Origin of the sequence: Streptomyces sp. CA-250714, from assembly GCF_050936705.1 — a bacterium.
Classification (GTDB): Bacteria; Actinomycetota; Actinomycetes; order Streptomycetales; family Streptomycetaceae; genus Streptomyces.
In genome coordinates this window covers 627264-644828 of record NZ_JBNJMI010000001.1, presented here as the reverse complement: position 1 = coordinate 644828, position 17565 = coordinate 627264, and the positions used below count along the sequence as shown (strand labels likewise).

At 69.3% G+C, this 17565-nt stretch carries 16 protein-coding genes; 11 read left to right on the top strand and 5 right to left on the bottom strand.

Annotated features, from left to right (window positions below):
- Positions 1 to 467: 467 nt before the first annotated feature.
- Positions 468 to 1439: a helix-turn-helix transcriptional regulator gene (locus tag ACQEU8_RS03080; RefSeq protein ID WP_433096510.1), complete on the bottom strand. Its 972-nt coding sequence runs from the start codon at positions 1437 to 1439 to the stop codon at positions 468 to 470.
- A gap of 277 nt (positions 1440 to 1716) precedes the next feature.
- Here ACQEU8_RS03080 and ACQEU8_RS03075 point away from each other — a divergent pair, with 277 nt between their 5' ends.
- Positions 1717 to 2652, top strand: coding sequence for a Gfo/Idh/MocA family protein (locus ACQEU8_RS03075; protein ID WP_433096508.1), 936 nt, complete (start codon positions 1717 to 1719; stop codon positions 2650 to 2652).
- A gap of 177 nt (positions 2653 to 2829) precedes the next feature.
- Here ACQEU8_RS03075 and ACQEU8_RS03070 read toward each other — a convergent pair whose 3' ends face one another.
- The gene (locus tag ACQEU8_RS03070) at positions 2830 to 3366 is read right to left on the bottom strand and encodes a hypothetical protein (RefSeq protein WP_433096506.1); all 537 of its coding nucleotides are present in this window, start codon (positions 3364 to 3366) and stop codon (positions 2830 to 2832) included.
- Between the two features lie 440 nt (positions 3367 to 3806).
- On the opposite strand from ACQEU8_RS03070, the gene ACQEU8_RS03065 reads away from it, so the two are divergent.
- Both ACQEU8_RS03065 and ACQEU8_RS03060 read left to right on the top strand, forming a co-directional pair.
- Positions 3807 to 4856, top strand: a complete 1050-nt coding sequence (locus ACQEU8_RS03065) for a hypothetical protein (protein ID WP_433096504.1) — start codon at positions 3807 to 3809, stop codon at positions 4854 to 4856.
- Positions 4857 to 4858: 2 nt separating this feature from the next.
- Positions 4859 to 5968, top strand: a complete 1110-nt coding sequence (locus ACQEU8_RS03060) for a hypothetical protein (RefSeq protein WP_433096502.1) — start codon at positions 4859 to 4861, stop codon at positions 5966 to 5968.
- A 96-nt stretch (positions 5969 to 6064) separates the two neighbouring features.
- Here the strand turns inward: ACQEU8_RS03060 and ACQEU8_RS03055 are convergent, their stop codons facing one another.
- Complete coding sequence (locus tag ACQEU8_RS03055; protein WP_433096500.1) at positions 6065 to 6571, bottom strand: polyketide cyclase; 507 nt, start codon at positions 6569 to 6571, stop codon at positions 6065 to 6067.
- Between the two features lie 529 nt (positions 6572 to 7100).
- On the opposite strand from ACQEU8_RS03055, the gene ACQEU8_RS03050 reads away from it, so the two are divergent.
- From ACQEU8_RS03050 to ACQEU8_RS03035, 4 genes are all read left to right on the top strand, one after another.
- A complete protein-coding gene (locus ACQEU8_RS03050; RefSeq protein ID WP_433096498.1) occupies positions 7101 to 8570 on the top strand; it encodes a Y4yA family PLP-dependent enzyme in 1470 nt (489 codons plus the stop codon).
- Positions 8567 to 9886 (top strand): pyridoxal-phosphate dependent enzyme, encoded by a 1320-nt coding sequence (locus ACQEU8_RS03045; RefSeq protein WP_433096496.1) that lies wholly within the window; start codon positions 8567 to 8569, stop codon positions 9884 to 9886. Before ACQEU8_RS03050 ends, ACQEU8_RS03045 begins: the two co-directional genes overlap by 4 nt.
- A gap of 1 nt (position 9887) precedes the next feature.
- Entirely contained in the window at positions 9888 to 11105 is a 1218-nt protein-coding gene (locus ACQEU8_RS03040) for an aminotransferase class V-fold PLP-dependent enzyme (protein WP_433096494.1), read from the top strand.
- A 94-nt stretch (positions 11106 to 11199) separates the two neighbouring features.
- Positions 11200 to 11973, top strand: coding sequence for a methyltransferase domain-containing protein (locus ACQEU8_RS03035; protein ID WP_433096492.1), 774 nt, complete (start codon positions 11200 to 11202; stop codon positions 11971 to 11973).
- 41 nt (positions 11974 to 12014) lie between these two features.
- Here the strand turns inward: ACQEU8_RS03035 and ACQEU8_RS03030 are convergent, their stop codons facing one another.
- On the bottom strand, positions 12015 to 12488 hold the full coding sequence (locus ACQEU8_RS03030; protein ID WP_433096490.1) for a nuclear transport factor 2 family protein: 474 nt from the start codon (positions 12486 to 12488) through the stop codon (positions 12015 to 12017).
- A gap of 222 nt (positions 12489 to 12710) precedes the next feature.
- Here ACQEU8_RS03030 and ACQEU8_RS03025 point away from each other — a divergent pair, with 222 nt between their 5' ends.
- The 4 genes from ACQEU8_RS03025 (at position 12711) to ACQEU8_RS03010 (ending at position 16873) form a co-directional block, all read left to right on the top strand.
- Positions 12711 to 14258, top strand: coding sequence for a protein kinase domain-containing protein (locus tag ACQEU8_RS03025; protein ID WP_433096488.1), 1548 nt, complete (start codon positions 12711 to 12713; stop codon positions 14256 to 14258).
- A 567-nt stretch (positions 14259 to 14825) separates the two neighbouring features.
- Positions 14826 to 15224, top strand: coding sequence for a glyoxalase (locus tag ACQEU8_RS03020; protein ID WP_433096486.1), 399 nt, complete (start codon positions 14826 to 14828; stop codon positions 15222 to 15224).
- Between the two features lie 308 nt (positions 15225 to 15532).
- Positions 15533 to 16387, top strand: a complete 855-nt coding sequence (locus tag ACQEU8_RS03015) for a hypothetical protein (protein ID WP_433096484.1) — start codon at positions 15533 to 15535, stop codon at positions 16385 to 16387.
- Positions 16388 to 16705: 318 nt separating this feature from the next.
- The gene (locus ACQEU8_RS03010) at positions 16706 to 16873 is read left to right on the top strand and encodes a hypothetical protein (protein WP_433096482.1); all 168 of its coding nucleotides are present in this window, start codon (positions 16706 to 16708) and stop codon (positions 16871 to 16873) included.
- A 372-nt stretch (positions 16874 to 17245) separates the two neighbouring features.
- Here ACQEU8_RS03010 and ACQEU8_RS03005 read toward each other — a convergent pair whose 3' ends face one another.
- Positions 17246 to 17461: a heavy-metal-associated domain-containing protein gene (locus ACQEU8_RS03005; protein ID WP_433096480.1), complete on the bottom strand. Its 216-nt coding sequence runs from the start codon at positions 17459 to 17461 to the stop codon at positions 17246 to 17248.
- Positions 17462 to 17565 lie beyond the last annotated feature (104 nt).

Genomic DNA, 17565 nt, shown 5'->3' with positions numbered 1-17565 from the left:
TGCCGAGGTAGACCTCGGTCCCGGGGATGCGGCAGGTGAGGAAGTCGTCCAGGCCCATCGAACGAACGCCCGCGCGAAGGATGTGCTGCTCGGCCTGGGCCCCTGCGCCGCGGGCGCTCGCCCGTAGGGCCTGGGTAAGTTCGTCCCGTTCCAAGGGCGTCGTCAGTCCGGTGCGCCGACGGCGCGAGGCGCGGTCGGCGGGCACGGGCACGGTCCGCAACAGCGAGGCGGGCGCGGAGCGCAGGGCAAGAATGGTGCGTGCTTGGCCGTGCGCCACTGCGTGCGGGGCTTGTCCGCGGGCCCGTCGCGGAAGAGAACCGGTATGTCGAAGCTGTCGGCGTAAACGAGCGGCGGCGTGTCGGGCACGTGCACGGGAATCACGGGGGATCACTCTGGCACGCGTAAGGAGCGCACTGCCTTCATGTGCCGACGCGTACGGCGCCCCTCGCTGTGCCTGCGGCGCGGGATCACGGCTCCTGGAATCGGGACAAGGCGTGGGTGGTGCGTTCGGCGAGGGCGCGCATGTGCGGGGCCAGCTCGGGTGGGTCCAGCAGGGTGTAGTCGAGTGGGAGCTGGGTGACGCGGTAGGCCAGGTAGGGCGGGGAATCGGGGCTGGTGAGCAGGAGGCACGAGGTGTCGTCGTGCGGTTCCAGGTCGCCGTGCCAGGACGGGACGATGCGGCGGGCCTCCTCGTAGGGGGCGTGGAGCAGGAGCCGGGCGCTAACTGTTCCGCCGCGCTTCAGCGACCGGGCGACCCAGGTGGCGGCGTCCATGCCGTCGGGCAGATCGCGGGGCGGGACGCGCACGCCGGTGGGGAAGACGTCGCCGATGCGGTCGAGGCGGAAGGTGCGCCAGTCATCGCGGTCGAGGTCGAACCCCACCAGGTACCAGCGGCGGCCGGCGGTGACCATCTGTTTCGGTTCGACCAGGCGGCGGGTCAGGTCACCCTCGGCCTTGCGGTACTGGAAGCGGAGCTTCTCGCCTGCTCGGCAGGCCGAGGCCAGGGCGGCCAGCGTCTCGGGAGCGGCGGAGGGGGCCTCGCCCTGGTGGAGCGGTACGGCGCTCTCGGTCAGCGCGGTCAGGCGGTGCCGGAGGCGCGCGGGGAGGACTTGTTCGAGCTTGGCGAGCGCGCGCAGTGAGGTTTCGGCGATGCCGGTGACGGGCGCGGCGGTGGCAGTGCGCAGGCCGACCGCGATGGCCAGGGCCTCTTCGTCGTCCAGCAGCAGTGGAGGCATGGCGGTGCCCGATCCCAGCCGGTAGCCGCCGGTGTTGCCGTGCGTGGCCTGCACGGGATAGCCCAGCTCCCGCAGCCGCTCGACGTCGCGGCGGATGGTGCGAGGGGTGACGCGGAGGCGGGTGGCCAGTTCGGTGCCGGACCACTCGCGCGGGGTCTGGAGCAGCGAGAGCAACTGAAGCAGCCGGGCGGATGGGTCACGCATGCCTCCAGAGTGTCCTGCCAATAGGACGTTTGCTGTCCTATTGGCCGTTTAGCGTCGAGACGTCGCTGCCGGTGCGGGCGCAGCAGCCCTCCGCCGCTTCCACTCCAAGGTGACGTCCCCCGTGGGGCGTCAACCAGAGCACGCAAGGCGGCAACCGCTTCGGCCTGTTCTCCATCCCCGCCACCACCCGGATCGCCTGACGTAGCACCAGCAGAACCAGCAGAACCAGCAGAACCGGAAGCACCAACAACGCCAAGAAATCGAAGGACGGGACACGATGAAGATCGCACTGTTGGGGACGAACTTCGCTCAGGCGCACGCCGCCGTTTACGCCCAGCGCGGGGACGTCGAAGTGGTCATGTTCGGGCGGGACGCCGACAAGACCGTGAAGACCGCCGACCGGTTCGGATTCGCCTCCTCCACGAACACGGACGAGGCGTTCGACGGCGACTACGACCTGGTGGACATCTGCCTACCGGTCGAACTGCACGCACCGTACGTGCTGCGTGCCCTGGAGGCGGGCAAGCACGCCCTGGTCGAGCTGCCGCTGGCGGACAGTGTGGACGACGCCCGGCGCGTGGCCGAGGCCGCCGAGGCCGGCGACCGGCAGGTCTTCGTGGACATGTTCGAACGCTTCATCCCCGCCAACCGGACACTGCTCGACGCCGTCCGCGACGGCACCTACGGCCGCCTGGAGCAGCTCACTCTGTGGAACCTGACGGCCCACCTGTGGCCGGGTTTCTCCCTTGGCCTGGAGGTGCTGCCGATCGAGGCGATGCACAGCGACATGGACCTCATCACCAGCGCTCTCGGCAAGCCGAACGCCCTCGACATCACCACAGTGGCCCGCGACGAGCACTCGGCGGCGATCGACGCCACGTTGACGTTCGACGGTGCGTTCGCCCGCGATTCGGTCTCCTCACTGATGCCGAAGGCGTGGGGGGCACGCGGCGGGTACACCGCCTCTTTCACCCACGGCGTGCTGGACGCCTCGTCCACGATGGGCTTCGACGGCAAGCCGACCGGCACCGTCACCGCCTACACCGAAGACGGCGCGCGTGAGCTGGATCTGCCGCCTGCCGACCAGTACACCGACATGCTCGACCACGTACTGGCCTGCCTGCGAGGTGAGAGCGAGAACACGATCGCACCGCACACCGTGTTGGACGCCCTGCAGCTCACCCTGGACATCCACCACAGGGTCAACGGCTAGCACCATGGCGTCCGATTGACGGCAGGGCAGCGCAGTGCGGACAGGAGTCGGGCCGGCCCAACAGCCCCCAGAAGTTCGAGCGGCATGAGCGCCGGGCAGGTCGTAGCGGTCATCGGCGATCACCTGACCAGTGTTTCCGTGTGGTGCGGGCCGGTTCCGGGTGCCCGGCCGACGACGTCAGTCCTCGTCCGAGCTCGACAGCGCTTTGCTGATCAGCCGGGTGGCGAAGTCGCGGTCGTCGGTGAGTCGGTTGATGTGCTCCGCGAGCAGGAAGGCCGTGGCTTCCAGGGGGTTCATCTCGCCGGTGGTCCAGTCTCCGTACTGCTTGCGCCACAGGCTGGGGCTCAGACCGGTGCCGGCCGCGACGAGCAGGCCCGCCATGGTGGGGATCGCCTCGGGACGGACGCTCTTGGGCATCATGCGCATCGTGGCCACAAGGCTGGGCACCACGTACTCGATGACGTCCTTGTCGTGGTCCTCGTAGGCCATCCGCAGCCACTTCATGAACATGAAGATGAGCGTGCACGTTCCGTCCACCACGTCATGGAATTCCTTGGCGCCCATGGACGCGGTGAACTGGTCGGTCAGCCGCTTCTGTTCGGGGTCGGCCTCGGTCCTGCCGTCGTAAATGGCTTTGAGCCGAGAGTCGATCACCATGAGCGCTGTACCCACATCGCCGGCGGGAGCGTACTGGGGGTCGCAGGGCGATGACACAGGATCCTCCTCATGTGAGCGCGGCACGGCGCGGCATGCCCGTACGGTAGACCGCCGATCAGACGAGGGGCTGGCAATTCCCGATGGTGGGCCTCTTAACCGACCGAAGGTGCCCCTCCACTCTCGAACTTTGATGGCACAGGGCACCCACTGTGCGATTCCGATCGCCGACGAGGAGGGAGCGGTACGGCGAGCGAACGACGTACCGTCCGGTCGGTCAGCGTCGGTACGTACCGAGAGCGCTCGCCGCGGTGGCTGCGCAACGTTCGCGTACGGCCGAAGTACGACGGCACCGACCACACGCCCATCAGCGTCGCCCCAGCTCAGCTGCCCGTCGACAGGAACTGCGCCCAGCCGCGATCGGCCGAATGCCGCCTGTTCACGGTGTGTGAACGCCAATATGCTGTGCGACCTTCACGCTCTTGGGGGGCTCGTGACTCGTGAACAGTCTCCGTGCGGTCATCATCTGCCTTGTGATCATGTGCGCCGCGTTGGCGTCACCCGCCGCGGCTGTGACGCCGAGTTGGTCGGCGCTGCCGGTGCCGGCGGCGGCCCCGCCGGTGACCGTTTCCGATCTCGCCGCCCGCGGGCCGGGCGAGGCGTGGGCGACCGGGTACGAGCACGCCGCCGATGGACTGCGGCCGATGCTGTACCGGTGGGACGGCACGGCGTGGAGCCGGGACACGACCTTCCCCGGCGCCGATGAGCTGGGCTGGATCGGCAAGGTTCAGTTCGTCGGCGACGAGGTGTGGATCTTCCACAACCGCGGGGGAGCGGGGGAGATCCTGCGCCGGTCGGCGGGAGAGTGGAGTACCGTCCCGCTGCCGCAAACTCTGTGGACCTACCAGGACTTCACCGCGGTACCGGGTGCCGCGTGGGTGGTCGGTGAGGACGACACCGGGCTGAAGGTGTTGCACTACGACGGTTCCGGCTGGACCACCCAGTCAACCCCGGACGGCGTGCGGTACCTGATGGGGATCACCGCGCGGACTGCCGACGAGGCCTGGGCTTGGGCGGACACCGACACCGGGACCACCATCCTGCGCTGGAACGGCACGGTGTGGCGGGACGCGAAGGTGCCGCTGCCGTCGAGCAGCAACGTGCACACGATGCTGCTCGAACCATCCGGCCGGGTCACGATCGGCGGCAGCCAGTACACAGACGGCGTGGCTCGCACCTACCTGATGACCTGGAACGGGCGTGCCTGGCGCACCACTTACCCACCGCTGGGCGACACCTACACCGAGGCGATGGTGCGCGGACCGGACGGCGCGCTGTGGCTGCCGGTGCGCAGCGACCGCGCGTTCCAGTCGAAGTACGCGCGGGTGGACGGCCGCCGTACCACCTTCTCCTACGGCCCGGAGCGCAGCGACGCGATCGACGTCAAACCGCGGGCACTGGCGAAGGCCGGGTCGGCACTGCTGTCCTTCGGGACCGCCGAGATCTACGGCTCGAAACCGAACCTGATGAGCGAGCGGCTGGGAGGCTGACCATGGTGCGCCGACTTGTCGTCGCGGCCCTCGCCGTCGCGATGACCATCGTGACCGTCACGACCCCGGCCGCGGCGGAAACCCAGTCCTGGCAACACGTTCCGGTCCCGGCCCAGGTTCGCCCGCAGGCCGGGCTGAACGAAGCCGTGGCGTTCGGCCCTGACCGGGCGTGGGCGGTGGGTGCCGACGCCGTCGGCCGTGAGGCGCCGGGCTTCCCGCTGTTGCTGCGCTGGGACGGAACCGCCTGGCAGCGCCAGAGCCTGCCCGGGAACCGCTGGCAGGGAGAGCTGCTGTCCATCGCGGGGACCTCAGCGAAGGCGGTCTGGGCGGTCGGCCGCGACTCGGCGGGCGGCGCCCGCCTGCTCCGCTACGACGGCACCGCCTGGCAGGAGAGCCGCCCGCCGCGCGGTGTCGTGCTGACCAAAGTCGTCACCGGCGGCGGTGAGACCTGGCTGATCGGTTCGCGGGACGGCGCGCAGGTATTGCTGCGCCGGGACGGGCGCGGCTGGCAGGACATGCCGGTGCCGCCCGGAGCCGTGTATGGCCTGCACATCAAGGCGGCCGACGACGTCTGGGCCGCGGGCGAGACCAACTCGGGTGCGGCCGTGTCGCACTGGAACGGGCAGGCGTGGGAGCAGACGATCGTCGACGGGTTCCCACGGTCGGCCGTGGGCAGCGTGCTGGCGGTCTCGCCGACGGAGGTGTGGGCGGGTGGCACCGCCGGGTTCGTCGGCGGCCCGCCGGGGCGGCCGATTCCGCCACTGCTGGTCCGCTTCGACGGGGAAAAGTGGAGCCGGGTGACCGTGCCCACCGACTTCGGCGGAATCACGTCACTGGCGCCCACCACGTCCGGCGAGCTGGGCTGGGTCTCGGTGGCCCGCTCGCAGAAGTGGGGCCCGCCGGGCAGCTCTCCGCCGTGGGTCCCCGGGCCGGATTTCCTTGCCTGGAACGGAGAGTCGTTCACCGAGCACAGCGAACCGGCGGTGTCCGGGGAGGGGCGCTCAAGGACGCTGCGGCTGGCGCCGGTACCGGGCACGGGAACGGTGTGGTCGGTCGGCAGAGCCGACGGCCCCGAGGGCACCTTCGCCCCGCGCATCCTGCGGTTCGGCTGAGAGGACGAACGGGGCTCCGTGCGAAGTGGACGGAGCCCCGCCGGATGGCTGCACGATGTCGTAAGGCCGACGTGGGGTGAGAGCGGCGCCGGACGGCTACGGATTCCCGCCAGGCGTCGAGGCCCGGGACGTCGGTGCGGCAAGCTCGGCCAGGTGGTGCAGCGAGTTGGTGAGATGCTCGGGCCCGAACGGCGGGAACTGGATGTACTCCCGGAAGGACTGCGGCACCGCCGACCAGTCGTACATGAGCGTGACTTCGGTCTCGGACGGACCGAGCGGCGCGAGGTCGTAACGCCAGCTCCAGCCGCCGAACTCCAGGTGACCGTCCTCCTTCTCCTGCCCAGTCAGCCAGCCGATGGCGCGCGGCGGGTCGAGCACCTGGACCTTGTTGGCCACCTGGTAGTCACCGTCCGGGTGGTTGGCGTGATACATGTCCATCCGGAAAATCTGCCCCACCTCGGCCAGCGGCGCCCGCTCGACAGCTGCCTGAACCCAGCCCGTGCCGTCGATCGAGGAATGGGTCGTCGGATCTGCCAGCACCGCGAACACCTTCGCGGCGGGCGCGGCAACAGTCAGGGTGGCGCTCACGTTCTCCTGGTCCACGGTGTGCACGCTCCTTGTCATCTCATCTCGGGCCTCCGCAGGGCGCGGAAGGGGAAGTCCCCAACATGCAGACGACCCGACGAGGCGGAACTCATCGGTCGTGCGACTGGCGATGTTCTCCTGGGCCGCTGGCCAACCCAGGGCGTGCCCGGCGGACCTTGCGTACCCGGACTTCGCAACGCAGGGGGACGCACGCCTCGTCAGGGGCGCGGGGAACTGCGCGACCAGCCACGACGAATCCGCAGCCCGCAAGCGTCGGACAGGGGCACCCCCATACCGGAACAACGGAAAGGGCCGACCAAGGTCCGCCGGACACGGCGTGGACCTTGGCCCTGGCTGCGGATGGAGCCACGGCGGCGGGAGCCGCAACCTGCCGGGTGCCCATCTGAGCGCAACGCGTCCCCGCACCACCGGCTTGGGGCGTAAATCGCGCATGTGGGGGAAAGGGGCTATACGGCGAACCGCAGGAGGAAGTGTCGGCCGTGCTCGGCATGCCGGGCCTTGGCGTTCTCGGGCGGAGGGACCACGCATGGGCAGGCCGTTGTATCTGGAACCCCAGCTCGGTCCCCGGTTGCAAGCCCTGCTGAAGGCCCCCGCGTTCTTGCGCATGCTCGCCGGCGCGCTGGGATCACCGGTCAATGTGATCGTGCCCGAGCAGATCGCGGAAAATCTGGAGCGGTTCCGGTCGGTCTACCGCAAGCACCACTTGTCCGGCCAGGTGTTCTTCGCCCACAAGGCCAACCGGTCCAGTGCTCTGCTGCGGCGGCTCGCCGCAACAGTCGCGGGCGTGGACGTGGCGTCGCTGGGGGAGTTACAGCATGCGCTCGGCGCCGGTTTCGTGTCGGACCGGATCGTGGCCACCGGGCCCAAGAACCCGGAATTCCTGTGGCTGGCCGCTCGCGCCGGGGTCACCGTCAGCGTCGACTCGCTCGGCGAACTGGACCAGCTCGCCGGCCTCGTCCGCAAGCACGCCCTCCCGCGAGCCCGCGTACTGCTGCGGTTGTCGGGCTTCGAGGCGTCCGGCGTCAGGGTGCTCAGCCGGCGCAGTCGCTTCGGCTCGCCCGTACGGGAAGCGGACAGCCTGCTGGAGGCGGTCGAACGGCACGGCGACACGGTGGAACTGGTCGGTGTGTCCTACCACGTGGACACGACCAGCCTCACGGAGAAGGCCACGGCCTTGGAGAGCTGTCTGAACATCCTGGAGCTGTGCCGGAACCGTGGCCTGCGGCCGCGGGCCGTGGACATCGGCGGCGGATTCGGCATCAACTACCTCGCCGACCAAGGGCAGTGGGAGCGGTACACCACCGAGCTCACCGGTGCCGTGCTGGGCAAGCGTCCGCCCCTGACCTGGCAGGGGCACGGTTACGGGCTGCGCAACGAGGGCGGCACCCTGCGCGGAACGCTGGGGCTGTACCCCTCCCACCGGGCGGTCGCCGGGGAGCGCTACCTCGATGAACTCCTGACGCACCCGGCCGCCTCGCTGGAGGGCCGGCCGCTGGCCACGCTACTGCTGGAGCACCTTTACGACCTGCACATCGAACCCGGCCGGGCCCTGGTGGACCAGTGCGGGCTCACGCTGGCCACCGTCCTCGAGGTACGTGATTCCGGCGCGGGCGGTGATCTCCTGGTACGGCTGGCGCTGAAGGCCGACGACGTGGCCCTCGAAGAGCACGGGGTGCTGATGGATCCCGTCGTCATTCCCAGGGAGGGCGCTGGATTCCGCAACGGTGCCGGACCCGTCGGTGTCCATCTCTTCGGCAGTCTCTGCCTGGAGAGCGACATGATCACCCGGCGGACGGTCTTCCTGCCGCACCGGCCGGAGCCGGGCGATCTGCTGGCCTTCGTGAACACCGCCGGCTACTGCATGGACTTCCACACCAGCCGGGCACAGCACCAGCCGGTCGCCCGCAAGGTGGCCGCCTGGCAGGACGGGGGCTCATGGCGCTGGAGCCTCGACGAACAGTACTGGCCGACCATGCCCTCGGGGGGACACCAGTGAGGTACGACAGCATCACCGAGGCCATAGGAAACACCCCCCTGGTGCGCATCGACCCGGCCGTCACCGGTCTGCGGAACATCGACCTGTTCGCCAAACTGGAGATGCTCAACCCCTTCGGCTCGGTCAAGGACCGGGCCGCCTGGAACATGGCGCGCCCCCACCTCGCCGACGCGGTGGAGCACACAAGCCAGCTCGTCGAACTCTCCAGCGGCAACACGGCCAAGGCGCTGGCGGTCATCGCCGGGATGCACGGCCTGACGTTCAAGAGCGTCACCAACCGCATGCGGGTGCCGGAGCTCAAGGACCTGCTTCTGCTGCTGGGCGCGGAGATCGAGGAGCTGCCGGGCCAGAGCGAATGCCTCGACCCGACCAACACCGACGACCCGCTCACCCTCTTCCACCGCACTCTCGCCGAGTCAGGCAGCGCCTATCTGCACACCGACCAGTACTTCAACCCCCGTAACACCGAGGCCCATCTCGCCGGTACGGGACCGGAGATCGTCAAGGACCTCGACGGCAGAGCCCCGGACTGGTTCATCGCCTGCGTGGGCACCGCCGGCTCCTCCACCGGCGTCGCCAGGGTGCTACGGGAGCACGACCCTCGGGTCCAGGTTGTCGGCCTCGTCGGGGCCAAGTCCGACTTCATCCCGGGCATCCGCACCATCGACGAGGTCCACGAAGTCGGGCTGTTCGACCCGGACACGTACGACACGATCCGGACGGTGAGTGCCGACGAGGCCATCGACGGCATGCTCACCCTGATCCGCCGCTGCGGGATGCTGGCAGGACCCACCGGCGGGGCCGCCTACTTCGGAGCGGTCCGCCACCTGCGCGAGATGGACGCTGGACTGGCGGAGCGCCGGTCGGCCGTCTTCATCGTCTGCGACCGTGTCGAGAGCTATCTGAGCTACATCCGGCAGCAGCGCCCCGACCTGCTGGGCCGGCCCTGCCGGAGGAACTCGGTGGCCGACCTGTCCGCCGCCGAAGTGCGGGCCGCCCCGGCCGTGAGCGTGGCGGAGGCTCAGCAGTGGATCGCCACGGACCGGCCGCTCGTGGTCGACCTGCGCAGTCCGTTCGCGTACGCGGCGCTGCACATCGACGGGTCGATCAACATCGTCGACGAGCTGTTCGGTGAACTCCTGCGGGGCGGCCTGCCCTTCAGCCGCAGCCGGCAAGTGCTCCTGGCCTGCCCGGTGGGCGAGAAGTCAGCGCAGTACGCCGCGCTGCTGACCCGGATGGGACACCCGGACGTCCGCAGCCTGGCCGGCGGCATCGTCGCCTGGCGCGATGCGGGCGCGCCCCTGGTACGGGACTGATATGGCCCCCACATCGGCCCGGAACAGCGGCACGGTCTTCCCGGAGGACCTGCGGGACTGGCAGCGCGAACTGCGCGCCCAGTTCCCGATCATTACCGGGCACCCGGAGCTCGCCTACCTGGACAGCGCGGCCACCGCCCAGAAGCCGCAGACAGTGCTGGACGCCGTCCAGACCTACCTCACCACAGCCAACGCCAACGCCGGCCGCGGCACCTACACCTGGGCCAACCGGACGACGGAACTGGTGGAGGAGACCCGGCAGCACGTCAAGGCGTTCCTGGCCGACCCGGCGCCGGAACGCTCCGGCGTGCACTTCACCAGCGGCACAACCGATGGACTGCGTACGATCGCGCGCGACTGGCTGACCTCGTATCTCACCGACGGGGACGAGATCGTCATCCCCGCCGCCGATCACCAGGCCAACATCGCGCCATGGCTGGAGACACAACAGCTCCTGGCCGGTCAGGGGGTGCGCATCCGCATCCGGCAGATGCCGTACCAGCCCGTGTCGTACGACTACGACCACAACGCGCTGGCCGCACATGCCGGCCCCCGGATACGGTTCGTCGCCACCACGCACGTACACCATGTCTACGGCGGGAACATGAATATCCACCGCATCCGCCAGGCGGTCGGCCCGGACGCGGTCATTTGTCTCGACGCCGCGCAGAGCATCGGTCATCTGCCGGTGTCCGTGGCCGATCTGGATGTGGATTTCGTCGTCTTCTCCGGGCACAAGGCCCTGGCCCTGCCCGGCACCGGAGCCGTTTGGGCCCGTCAGACGCGCGGCCCCGCCTTCACACCCGGCGGGTGGAGCGGCACCCCGAACACCGCGGGAATCGCCTCGCTGGCCGCCGCGCTGGACTGGCTGGAGTCCGCCGGGACCGACCGGATCGAGCGCTGGACAGTGGCCCTGGCAGCCCGGCTCACCGAAGGACTGCGCCACTTGGACGCGTACGAGATACTCGGCTGCCACCTCAGCCTGGCCGTCGACTCACCGGTCCAGCAGCGGCAGGGCATCGTCACCTTCCGGCACCGCGACATCCCCTCCGGCGACCTCGGCTTCATTCTCTTCAGCGACGGCTTCATGGTCCGCTCGGACAACCATTGCCAAGGCAGCGCGGGAGAGTCCACCGGCTCGGTGCGGGTCAGCGTTCACGTCTACAACACCCCTGAGGAAATCGACCGGTTGTTGTCCGTGCTCGCCACCCTCCGGTGACACGCCTCCCAGTCATGAATGGGAACCGTTTTCACCTGTAGGGTGCGGGCGTTCCCCGGTAGACAGGTATCAAGGGCGAGGGTGGCGCGGCCGGATGGGGTTGAGCATGGCGACGGCCGAGATGTGGGTGGAGCGCTGGGAGCGCCAGCAGCAGCGGTACGCCGTCGGCCGCGAGGAGCGGTTCACCGTGATCGCTGATGTGGTCGAGCACATCACGGCCGACCGGGCGGCCACGCCCCTCGTACTCGACCTCGGCTGCGGCCCCGGATCACTGGCAGCCCGGCTGGCCCGGCGGCTTCCGGACGCGGAGATCGTGGCCGTGGACATGGACCCCCTGCTGCTGGAGCTGGCCCGCACCCATCACGGCGCCGCCGCCCGCTACATCGAGGCAGTCGTCGGCGAGCCCGGCTGGATCCAGGCCCTGGGGCTGGACCGCCCGCTGGACGCCGCCGTCTCCACGACCGCGCTCCACTATCTCCCCCCGGACACTCTCCAGCGCACGTACCAGCAGCTCGCCGAGGCGCTGCGCCCCGGCGGCGTCCTCGTCAACGGCGACCACCTCCCGCCGGAGGGCAGCCCCCAGGCTGCCGGGATCGTCGCCCACATCGCCCGCCGCCAGGCGGAGCGGCAGCAGGCATGCGCCCACGAGGACTGGGACTCCTGGTGGGCGGCCGTGGCCGACGACCCCGAACTGGCCGACCTCCTCGCCGAACGCCGCCGCCAGCTGCCGCGGAACGGTATGGGCGCGGGAACCGGACCCGGACTGCCCCTGTCCACACACGTACGACTGCTGCGGCAGGCAGGGTTCACACATGCCGGGCCGGTCTGGCAGTACGGCAACAGTTACGTCGTGGTGGCGACCCGTTAGGCCCGCTGCCGGTGAGGGCAGCGGGCATGAGCTGAGGGACCTCAGACGCGCTCGACGTAGGGAGCCCGCCATTCCGGAGAGGGGTCCGCTCCCAGCTCCGTCCAGTACTCGCGGCCGCTGGTGACCAGGCCGTTGTTGACAGTCCAGAAGGACGCCACCCGGAAGATGCCCATCGTGTCGTGGGGCACCTCGACCTCGGAAACGACTTCGTCTCCGGACGACAGGATCCGGAGGACTTTGATCGACCACCCCTCCGGATACTCGGCGTTGACGCGTACATAGTTGTGCCGGCCGCGGATGCGTTCACCACTGACCGGCCATTCCACAACCACATCGTTCGCCAGCAGCTCGCCGACACTTGCCCAGTCCCGGGCCTGTATGCGGTCCCAAAGCGTCTGAATGGTTTCTGAAGGCTCCATGACCACATCCTGCACGAGTCGGCGCCGGTCCCCGATCAGCGAGGGTGTGACGATCAGTGGACCGGTGACGCTGTGGAGGGTGAGCCGACTGGTCATCGGCGAGCCGGATCCGCGGGTTCCCCCCGTGCTTGCGGATCCGCCCCGGCGCGGGCGAGGTTGAGCCCCGCCCGCGCCGGGTCCTGCGGGCGGGGGAGCGCGCCGCCGTCGAACGGCCACCCGCAGGGGCAGCTACGGCGCCGGCCGGGGCGAGGCCAGCGTCCGGATCGGTACGGTCAGCCGTCACGCGTACGGCTCCGGAGCAGAGAACGGTGTGAAGTCATGCTGGAGGCAGGGCAGTATCGGTTGGTCGAGGTACTCGGCCGCGGTGGTACGGGCGAGGTCTGGCTCGCCGAGGACACCACGCTGGGCCGAGAGGTCGCCGTCAAGCTGCTGCGGGACGAGATCGCCGCCCCGGGGGCCGTGGAACGCTTCCGGCAAGAGGCATGGGCTGCCGCGGTACTGAACCATCCGCATGTTCTGTCGGTCTACGACTTCGGCCAGGACCAGGGCCGCTGCTACCTGGTGATGGAGCTCGTGCGCGGACGCAGCCTCAGGGCTGAGCTGGCCGAGACCGGCGGCCCGCTGCCGGTGGAAGAGGCGTGCCGGTACGTGCGGCAGGCCGCAGCGGGCCTCGCGGCGGCACACAGCGCCGGGGTCGTGCACGGCGACGTCGAGCCCGGCAATCTGCTGCTCGCCGAGAGCGGTGTGAAGGTCGCGGACTTCGTGCTCGCCCGCGCCGCCGGCCAGGCCGATGCGGCTTCGTCCGACAGCGGGGACTCGCTCGAAACCAGCTCCTACCTGGCACCCGAGTGCGGCATGGGCGCCTCCGCCGCTCCCGCGGCCGACGTGTACGGGCTGGGCTGCGTGCTGTATGAACTGCTTTGCGGAAGGCCGCCGTTCACCGGGAAGGCCTCCGCTGTGGCCGCTCAGCACATCGAGGCTGCCCCCGTTCCTCCCCGGCAACCGCGCCCGGAGATATCCGCTGGGGTGTCCGCGCTGGTCCTCGAGATGCTCGCCAAGGACGCCACCGCGCGTCCGACCGCGGCACAGGTCGCCGAGCGTCTAAGGGCGGAGCACCTGGGCGGCGGCACCCCCACTGTCCAGGAGGCCCCGGCCGAACCGCTCGCCGCCCGATCCGACGAGCTGTCGGCCGCCCGACGGCAGCCCCGGCGCACCGCCGCGCTCGTCGCGGTCTCCACTGCCGTTGTCGTCGCCGCCTCGGCCGCCGTTGGATACGCCCTCTTCGAGTCCGCCGACAAATCCCCGGCCTCCCGCCCCGCCCCCGGCACGCGCCACTCCCCACCCCCCGAATCCACCACTTCACCGAAGCCCGAGGATTCGCGGCCCGCGACATCACCGACGACGCCTGGCCAGGACGAGAGGGCTGAAACGGCCGAGGGCGAGAAGAAGGCACGGGAAGTACGAGAGGCCCGGAAGAAAGCGACGGAAGCTCGGCCTGAATCAGCCGCGGAAACACCGAGTCCGCAGAATGAAGCCGCGGAAAAGCAGCGGAGGGGCGCCGCCAGAAGGCCTCCAAGGGGCCACAAAAGCGGCAGGAGAAGCCCGAGAAGAAGGCGGACGAAAACGCCACTGAACGGGGCGAGGGCGCCGCAAAGGCTGTGCCGTAGAGGCCCGTTCAGCGCGCGAAGCCGACGGCTGCGCAGAAGGAGCGCGGCGGACCGTACTCCTCTTTCTTCTGGTCTTTCGACCGCAGTGACCTGCGGAGCGCTACCCGAATTGTCCTCTGTGTCGGGAAGGGGGTCGCGCGTACACACTCCGTCGATTTGCCCCGGGACGGCCGGTGGCGAGAGCCGGGGCGGCTCGTGAACCGCACCGCGCCCGCGCAAGAAACACATGCAGCCGGGGCCGCCACCCCCCACAGGAGAAGACCCCGGCTGCACCCCATTCAGCGACAGAACCCGCCGATTCGTTACCGCTCTCACCTTGTTCGAGCTGGCAGTGAAGATTGTGAAACGGACCTGGAATATCCGTGATGACTGATGAGCGAACAAAGGATTTCGCCGGACCTTCCGTTGCTGCCGGCAAGGGAGGAGCGGGCGACATCGTCCGGGCTCACCTACCGCGCCCGCACACCCCCAACCTTCTCGGCTGGGCCGTGTCCGGCGGATCTTGCGCACCCCGCAATGGGGTGCCCAAGCACAGCAGGGGGACGCGCCCCGAAGGGGCGCGGGGAACTGCTCCCCCAGCCTCCGGCCGGGAGGTGCCCCCACAGCCACAACGCAACCCGCAGCCCGCAAGCGCCGACAGGGGCACCCCGTTATCGAACAACGGACAGGGCCAGTCAAGATCCGCCGGACACGCCCTAGCCCGCCCATTTCCCCCAACCCTGATGAACAATGGGCCAGTTGGACGCAACCCGCCGAGGAGGTACCGATGACCAACCGAGCTGATGACTCCTTCTCTTTCTCCCGCCTGCATCATGTGCAACTCGCCGTTCCACCGCGCTCCGAGGACAAGTGCCGCAGGTTCTGGGGCGACATTTTGGGAATGACGGAGCTGGAGAAGCCGTCTGTGCTCGCGGCGCGCGGTGGCTGTTGGTTCCGTGGCGGAGGTTTGGAGATTCATTTGGGAGTGGAAGAGGACTTCACTCCTGCGCGCAAGGCGCATCCGGGAATTCTGGTGGAGAACCTTCACTCCCTGGCCGCCCGGCTGGAGGCTGCGGGCATGCAGGTGATCTGGGACGGAGAGTTCCCCGGGCACGAGCGCTTCTACTCGTACGACCTCCTGGGAAATCGACTCGAATTCATGGAACCGCACGGTCGTCAGGGGTGACGGAAGAGGGCTCGACGGGACCCGGCGCGCACCTCCCACGAGCCTGCTGCCTGACCCCTCGCGCCCTCGCACGGACCGGTCTCCGGCGGGAACGCACAGGTCGGGCGCTCCCTGCCGTGACGGCGCTGCGCCGGCAACTCCGCTCCCGCGGCCGACAGGGCGCGGCACCAGCCGCGGGCGGTCTGAGCAGTACGTCGCATGCCGGGCGCACCAGCTTCTTCTGTGCTGTGTCACGAGCAGGTATACGTCTCGCAGCGGACGTCCACCTGATGAAGGTGAGGGAATCCGGTTCGCTTAGAGTGCCGATCATGTCTCAGTCAAAGATTCTCGACCGCCCTGCTCAGCACGAGCAGTCCACCCGGATACCGTCCCGGCGAAAGAAGGCAACCCTGATCGCGGCCGTCGGTATCGGCATGGCCCTCGCGCTGAGCGGGTGCAACGAGACCGGCAAGTCCAAGTCCAAGGACAAGGACACCGACGCCGCTGGATCGAAGCAGCCCTCGGCCAAGTCGAAGGCGCCCTCGGAGGGGTCGTCCAAGTCCCCTGGTAGCCCCTCCGGCAAACTGCCGTTGGTCAAGGGATGGCAGACGCAGACCAGCCAGAAGCACCACTTCCGCTACGACGTTCCTGGCAAGGCCAAGAAGTGGAAGATCCTTGAGGAGAACACGGCCCTCTCCTACACGGGCAAGGACGGCAAGCCGATCGTCGTCATGACCGCAGCCGGGAACTATCGGGAGGGCGGCTGCGCGTCGAGTCCGAATCCCAAGGCGATCGGTGAGGCGGGCAAGGGACAGCTCGCCACCGTCGGCACCACGGGCGGCGGCAAGACCGGCAGCCTGCAGGAGAACGCTCGTAACTGGGCGGGCAACTGGGGCTTCGCCGCGTACGGCGGTGAGGACCACAAGCCCAAGATCAAGGTCACCAAGGCCAAGCCGTGGAACAAGGGCGGTATCAACGGCTACACCGCGACCGCCGAGGTCACCGTCACCCACCGCCCGGGCTCGTGTGTCCCGCCGAAGGCAGTCGTGCACAGCATCGCGCAGAAGCTGCCCGACGGCACCATGCACGGCTGGGTGATCTACGCGGACCAAGGAGTGCCGAAGGCGCTGAAGGCCGCCGAGATCAAGAAGATCATGAGCACCGTCCGCTCCACGGACGGCTGACACCTTTCGGTCCGGCCCCTGGCGAACACGGCGTTCGTCCTCGTCCAGCCCGACGAGGACGCTTTCCGGTCCGGTTCGCCTCGGTGGCCATGCTCGACGGAGAACGAGCGCGCGCCGCGGTCCGTGGCGGGTTCAGACCGCATCGACGGCCGTTCACGGTTGCACTTGCACTGACGACCCGCCCGCCGCAGCCACCAGTCGACGCGGCCCTCACGCCCGGCCATTGGCGCCTCCGGTGATCACGGAGCTGCGCTGCCCCGCAGCGGCCGGGGGAGGGCTGCGACGTTCCCGGCGAAGGCTGAACATAGGTCGTACTTGATGGCGCCGAGGGGCCTGCGGCAGTGGCGCACCGCGTCGGCGGAGGCACTCGCTGACGCCGTCCCCGACCATGGCGGCGCTGCGGCCTTCGGCCGGGAGCTTCCTCACGACGTCGAGACCCTGTCCTGGGTCATGGCCTCGGCCATGACGTCCTCGACGCCGATATAGGTCGCTACGGCGGCCCGGCGATGGCCTTGTTGCCGCCGGTCAGGAGGACGCGGGCGAGACGGAGCGCTTCAACCGCCCGATGACTTCGGCGACTTCGAGAAGCGCCCGTCCTTCCCCGTCACCCCACGGCGATTGTGCCCGGCCGTCTCAGCCTCGTGCCGGGCGCGGGCCAGGTCCGCCAACAGCCCATCGCCCACTCCGTGAGCAGCTGAGCGCTGCCGACGAGGACCGCACGGCCTTCGACAATTCCCTGGAAGCCGGGAACGGTCACATTCGCGAAGTCCTCAGGTAGGGGCTGGGGGAGGGCTGGGCCCCTGCCGGGCACCGGCCGACGCCCGGCGTCAGGCCCGACCGACGTACTCGTATCCGCCCTCAATGGATCGCTGCCGCGATCACTCCATCCTCCGACTCTCCGGCTGTGGTGACCGTGACCCGGCCGGTGCCGATGTCGACGTCGACGGACAGCATGCCGTCGAGCTCGCTGAGCACCTCGGTGACGATCCCCTCGCAGCGGGCGCTGCCCACGCCGCTGACCTCGTAGACGGTGGTGCGGCCGTCGGCGACCGCTGTGCCTGGCTGCGGACTCACCCGAAGTCGGTGTGGCAGCTGCTGTCCGGTGTACAGCACGAAGACGCTTTCCTCCCATGACAGTTGATACGGGCGGGGTAACTGTGGAGCGCCACGATATATAC

Bases quoted from the DNA above. Each gene is read 5' to 3' on its own strand.
- ACQEU8_RS03080 (WP_433096510.1), bottom strand. From the start codon at position 1,439: ATGCGTGACCCATCCGCCCGGCTGCTTCAGTTGCTCTCGCTGCTCCAG.
- ACQEU8_RS03075 (WP_433096508.1), top strand. From the start codon at position 1,717: ATGAAGATCGCACTGTTGGGGACGAACTTCGCTCAGGCGCACGCCGCC.
- ACQEU8_RS03060 (WP_433096502.1), top strand. From the start codon at position 4,859: ATGGTGCGCCGACTTGTCGTCGCGGCCCTCGCCGTCGCGATGACCATC.
- ACQEU8_RS03050 (WP_433096498.1), top strand. From the start codon at position 7,101: ATGGGCAGGCCGTTGTATCTGGAACCCCAGCTCGGTCCCCGGTTGCAA.
- ACQEU8_RS03040 (WP_433096494.1), top strand. From the start codon at position 9,888: ATGGCCCCCACATCGGCCCGGAACAGCGGCACGGTCTTCCCGGAGGAC.
- ACQEU8_RS03035 (WP_433096492.1), top strand. From the start codon at position 11,200: ATGGGGTTGAGCATGGCGACGGCCGAGATGTGGGTGGAGCGCTGGGAG.
- ACQEU8_RS03030 (WP_433096490.1), bottom strand. From the start codon at position 12,488: ATGACCAGTCGGCTCACCCTCCACAGCGTCACCGGTCCACTGATCGTC.
- ACQEU8_RS03025 (WP_433096488.1), top strand. From the start codon at position 12,711: ATGCTGGAGGCAGGGCAGTATCGGTTGGTCGAGGTACTCGGCCGCGGT.
- ACQEU8_RS03020 (WP_433096486.1), top strand. From the start codon at position 14,826: ATGACCAACCGAGCTGATGACTCCTTCTCTTTCTCCCGCCTGCATCAT.
- ACQEU8_RS03015 (WP_433096484.1), top strand. From the start codon at position 15,533: ATGTCTCAGTCAAAGATTCTCGACCGCCCTGCTCAGCACGAGCAGTCC.
- ACQEU8_RS03010 (WP_433096482.1), top strand. From the start codon at position 16,706: ATGGCGCCGAGGGGCCTGCGGCAGTGGCGCACCGCGTCGGCGGAGGCA.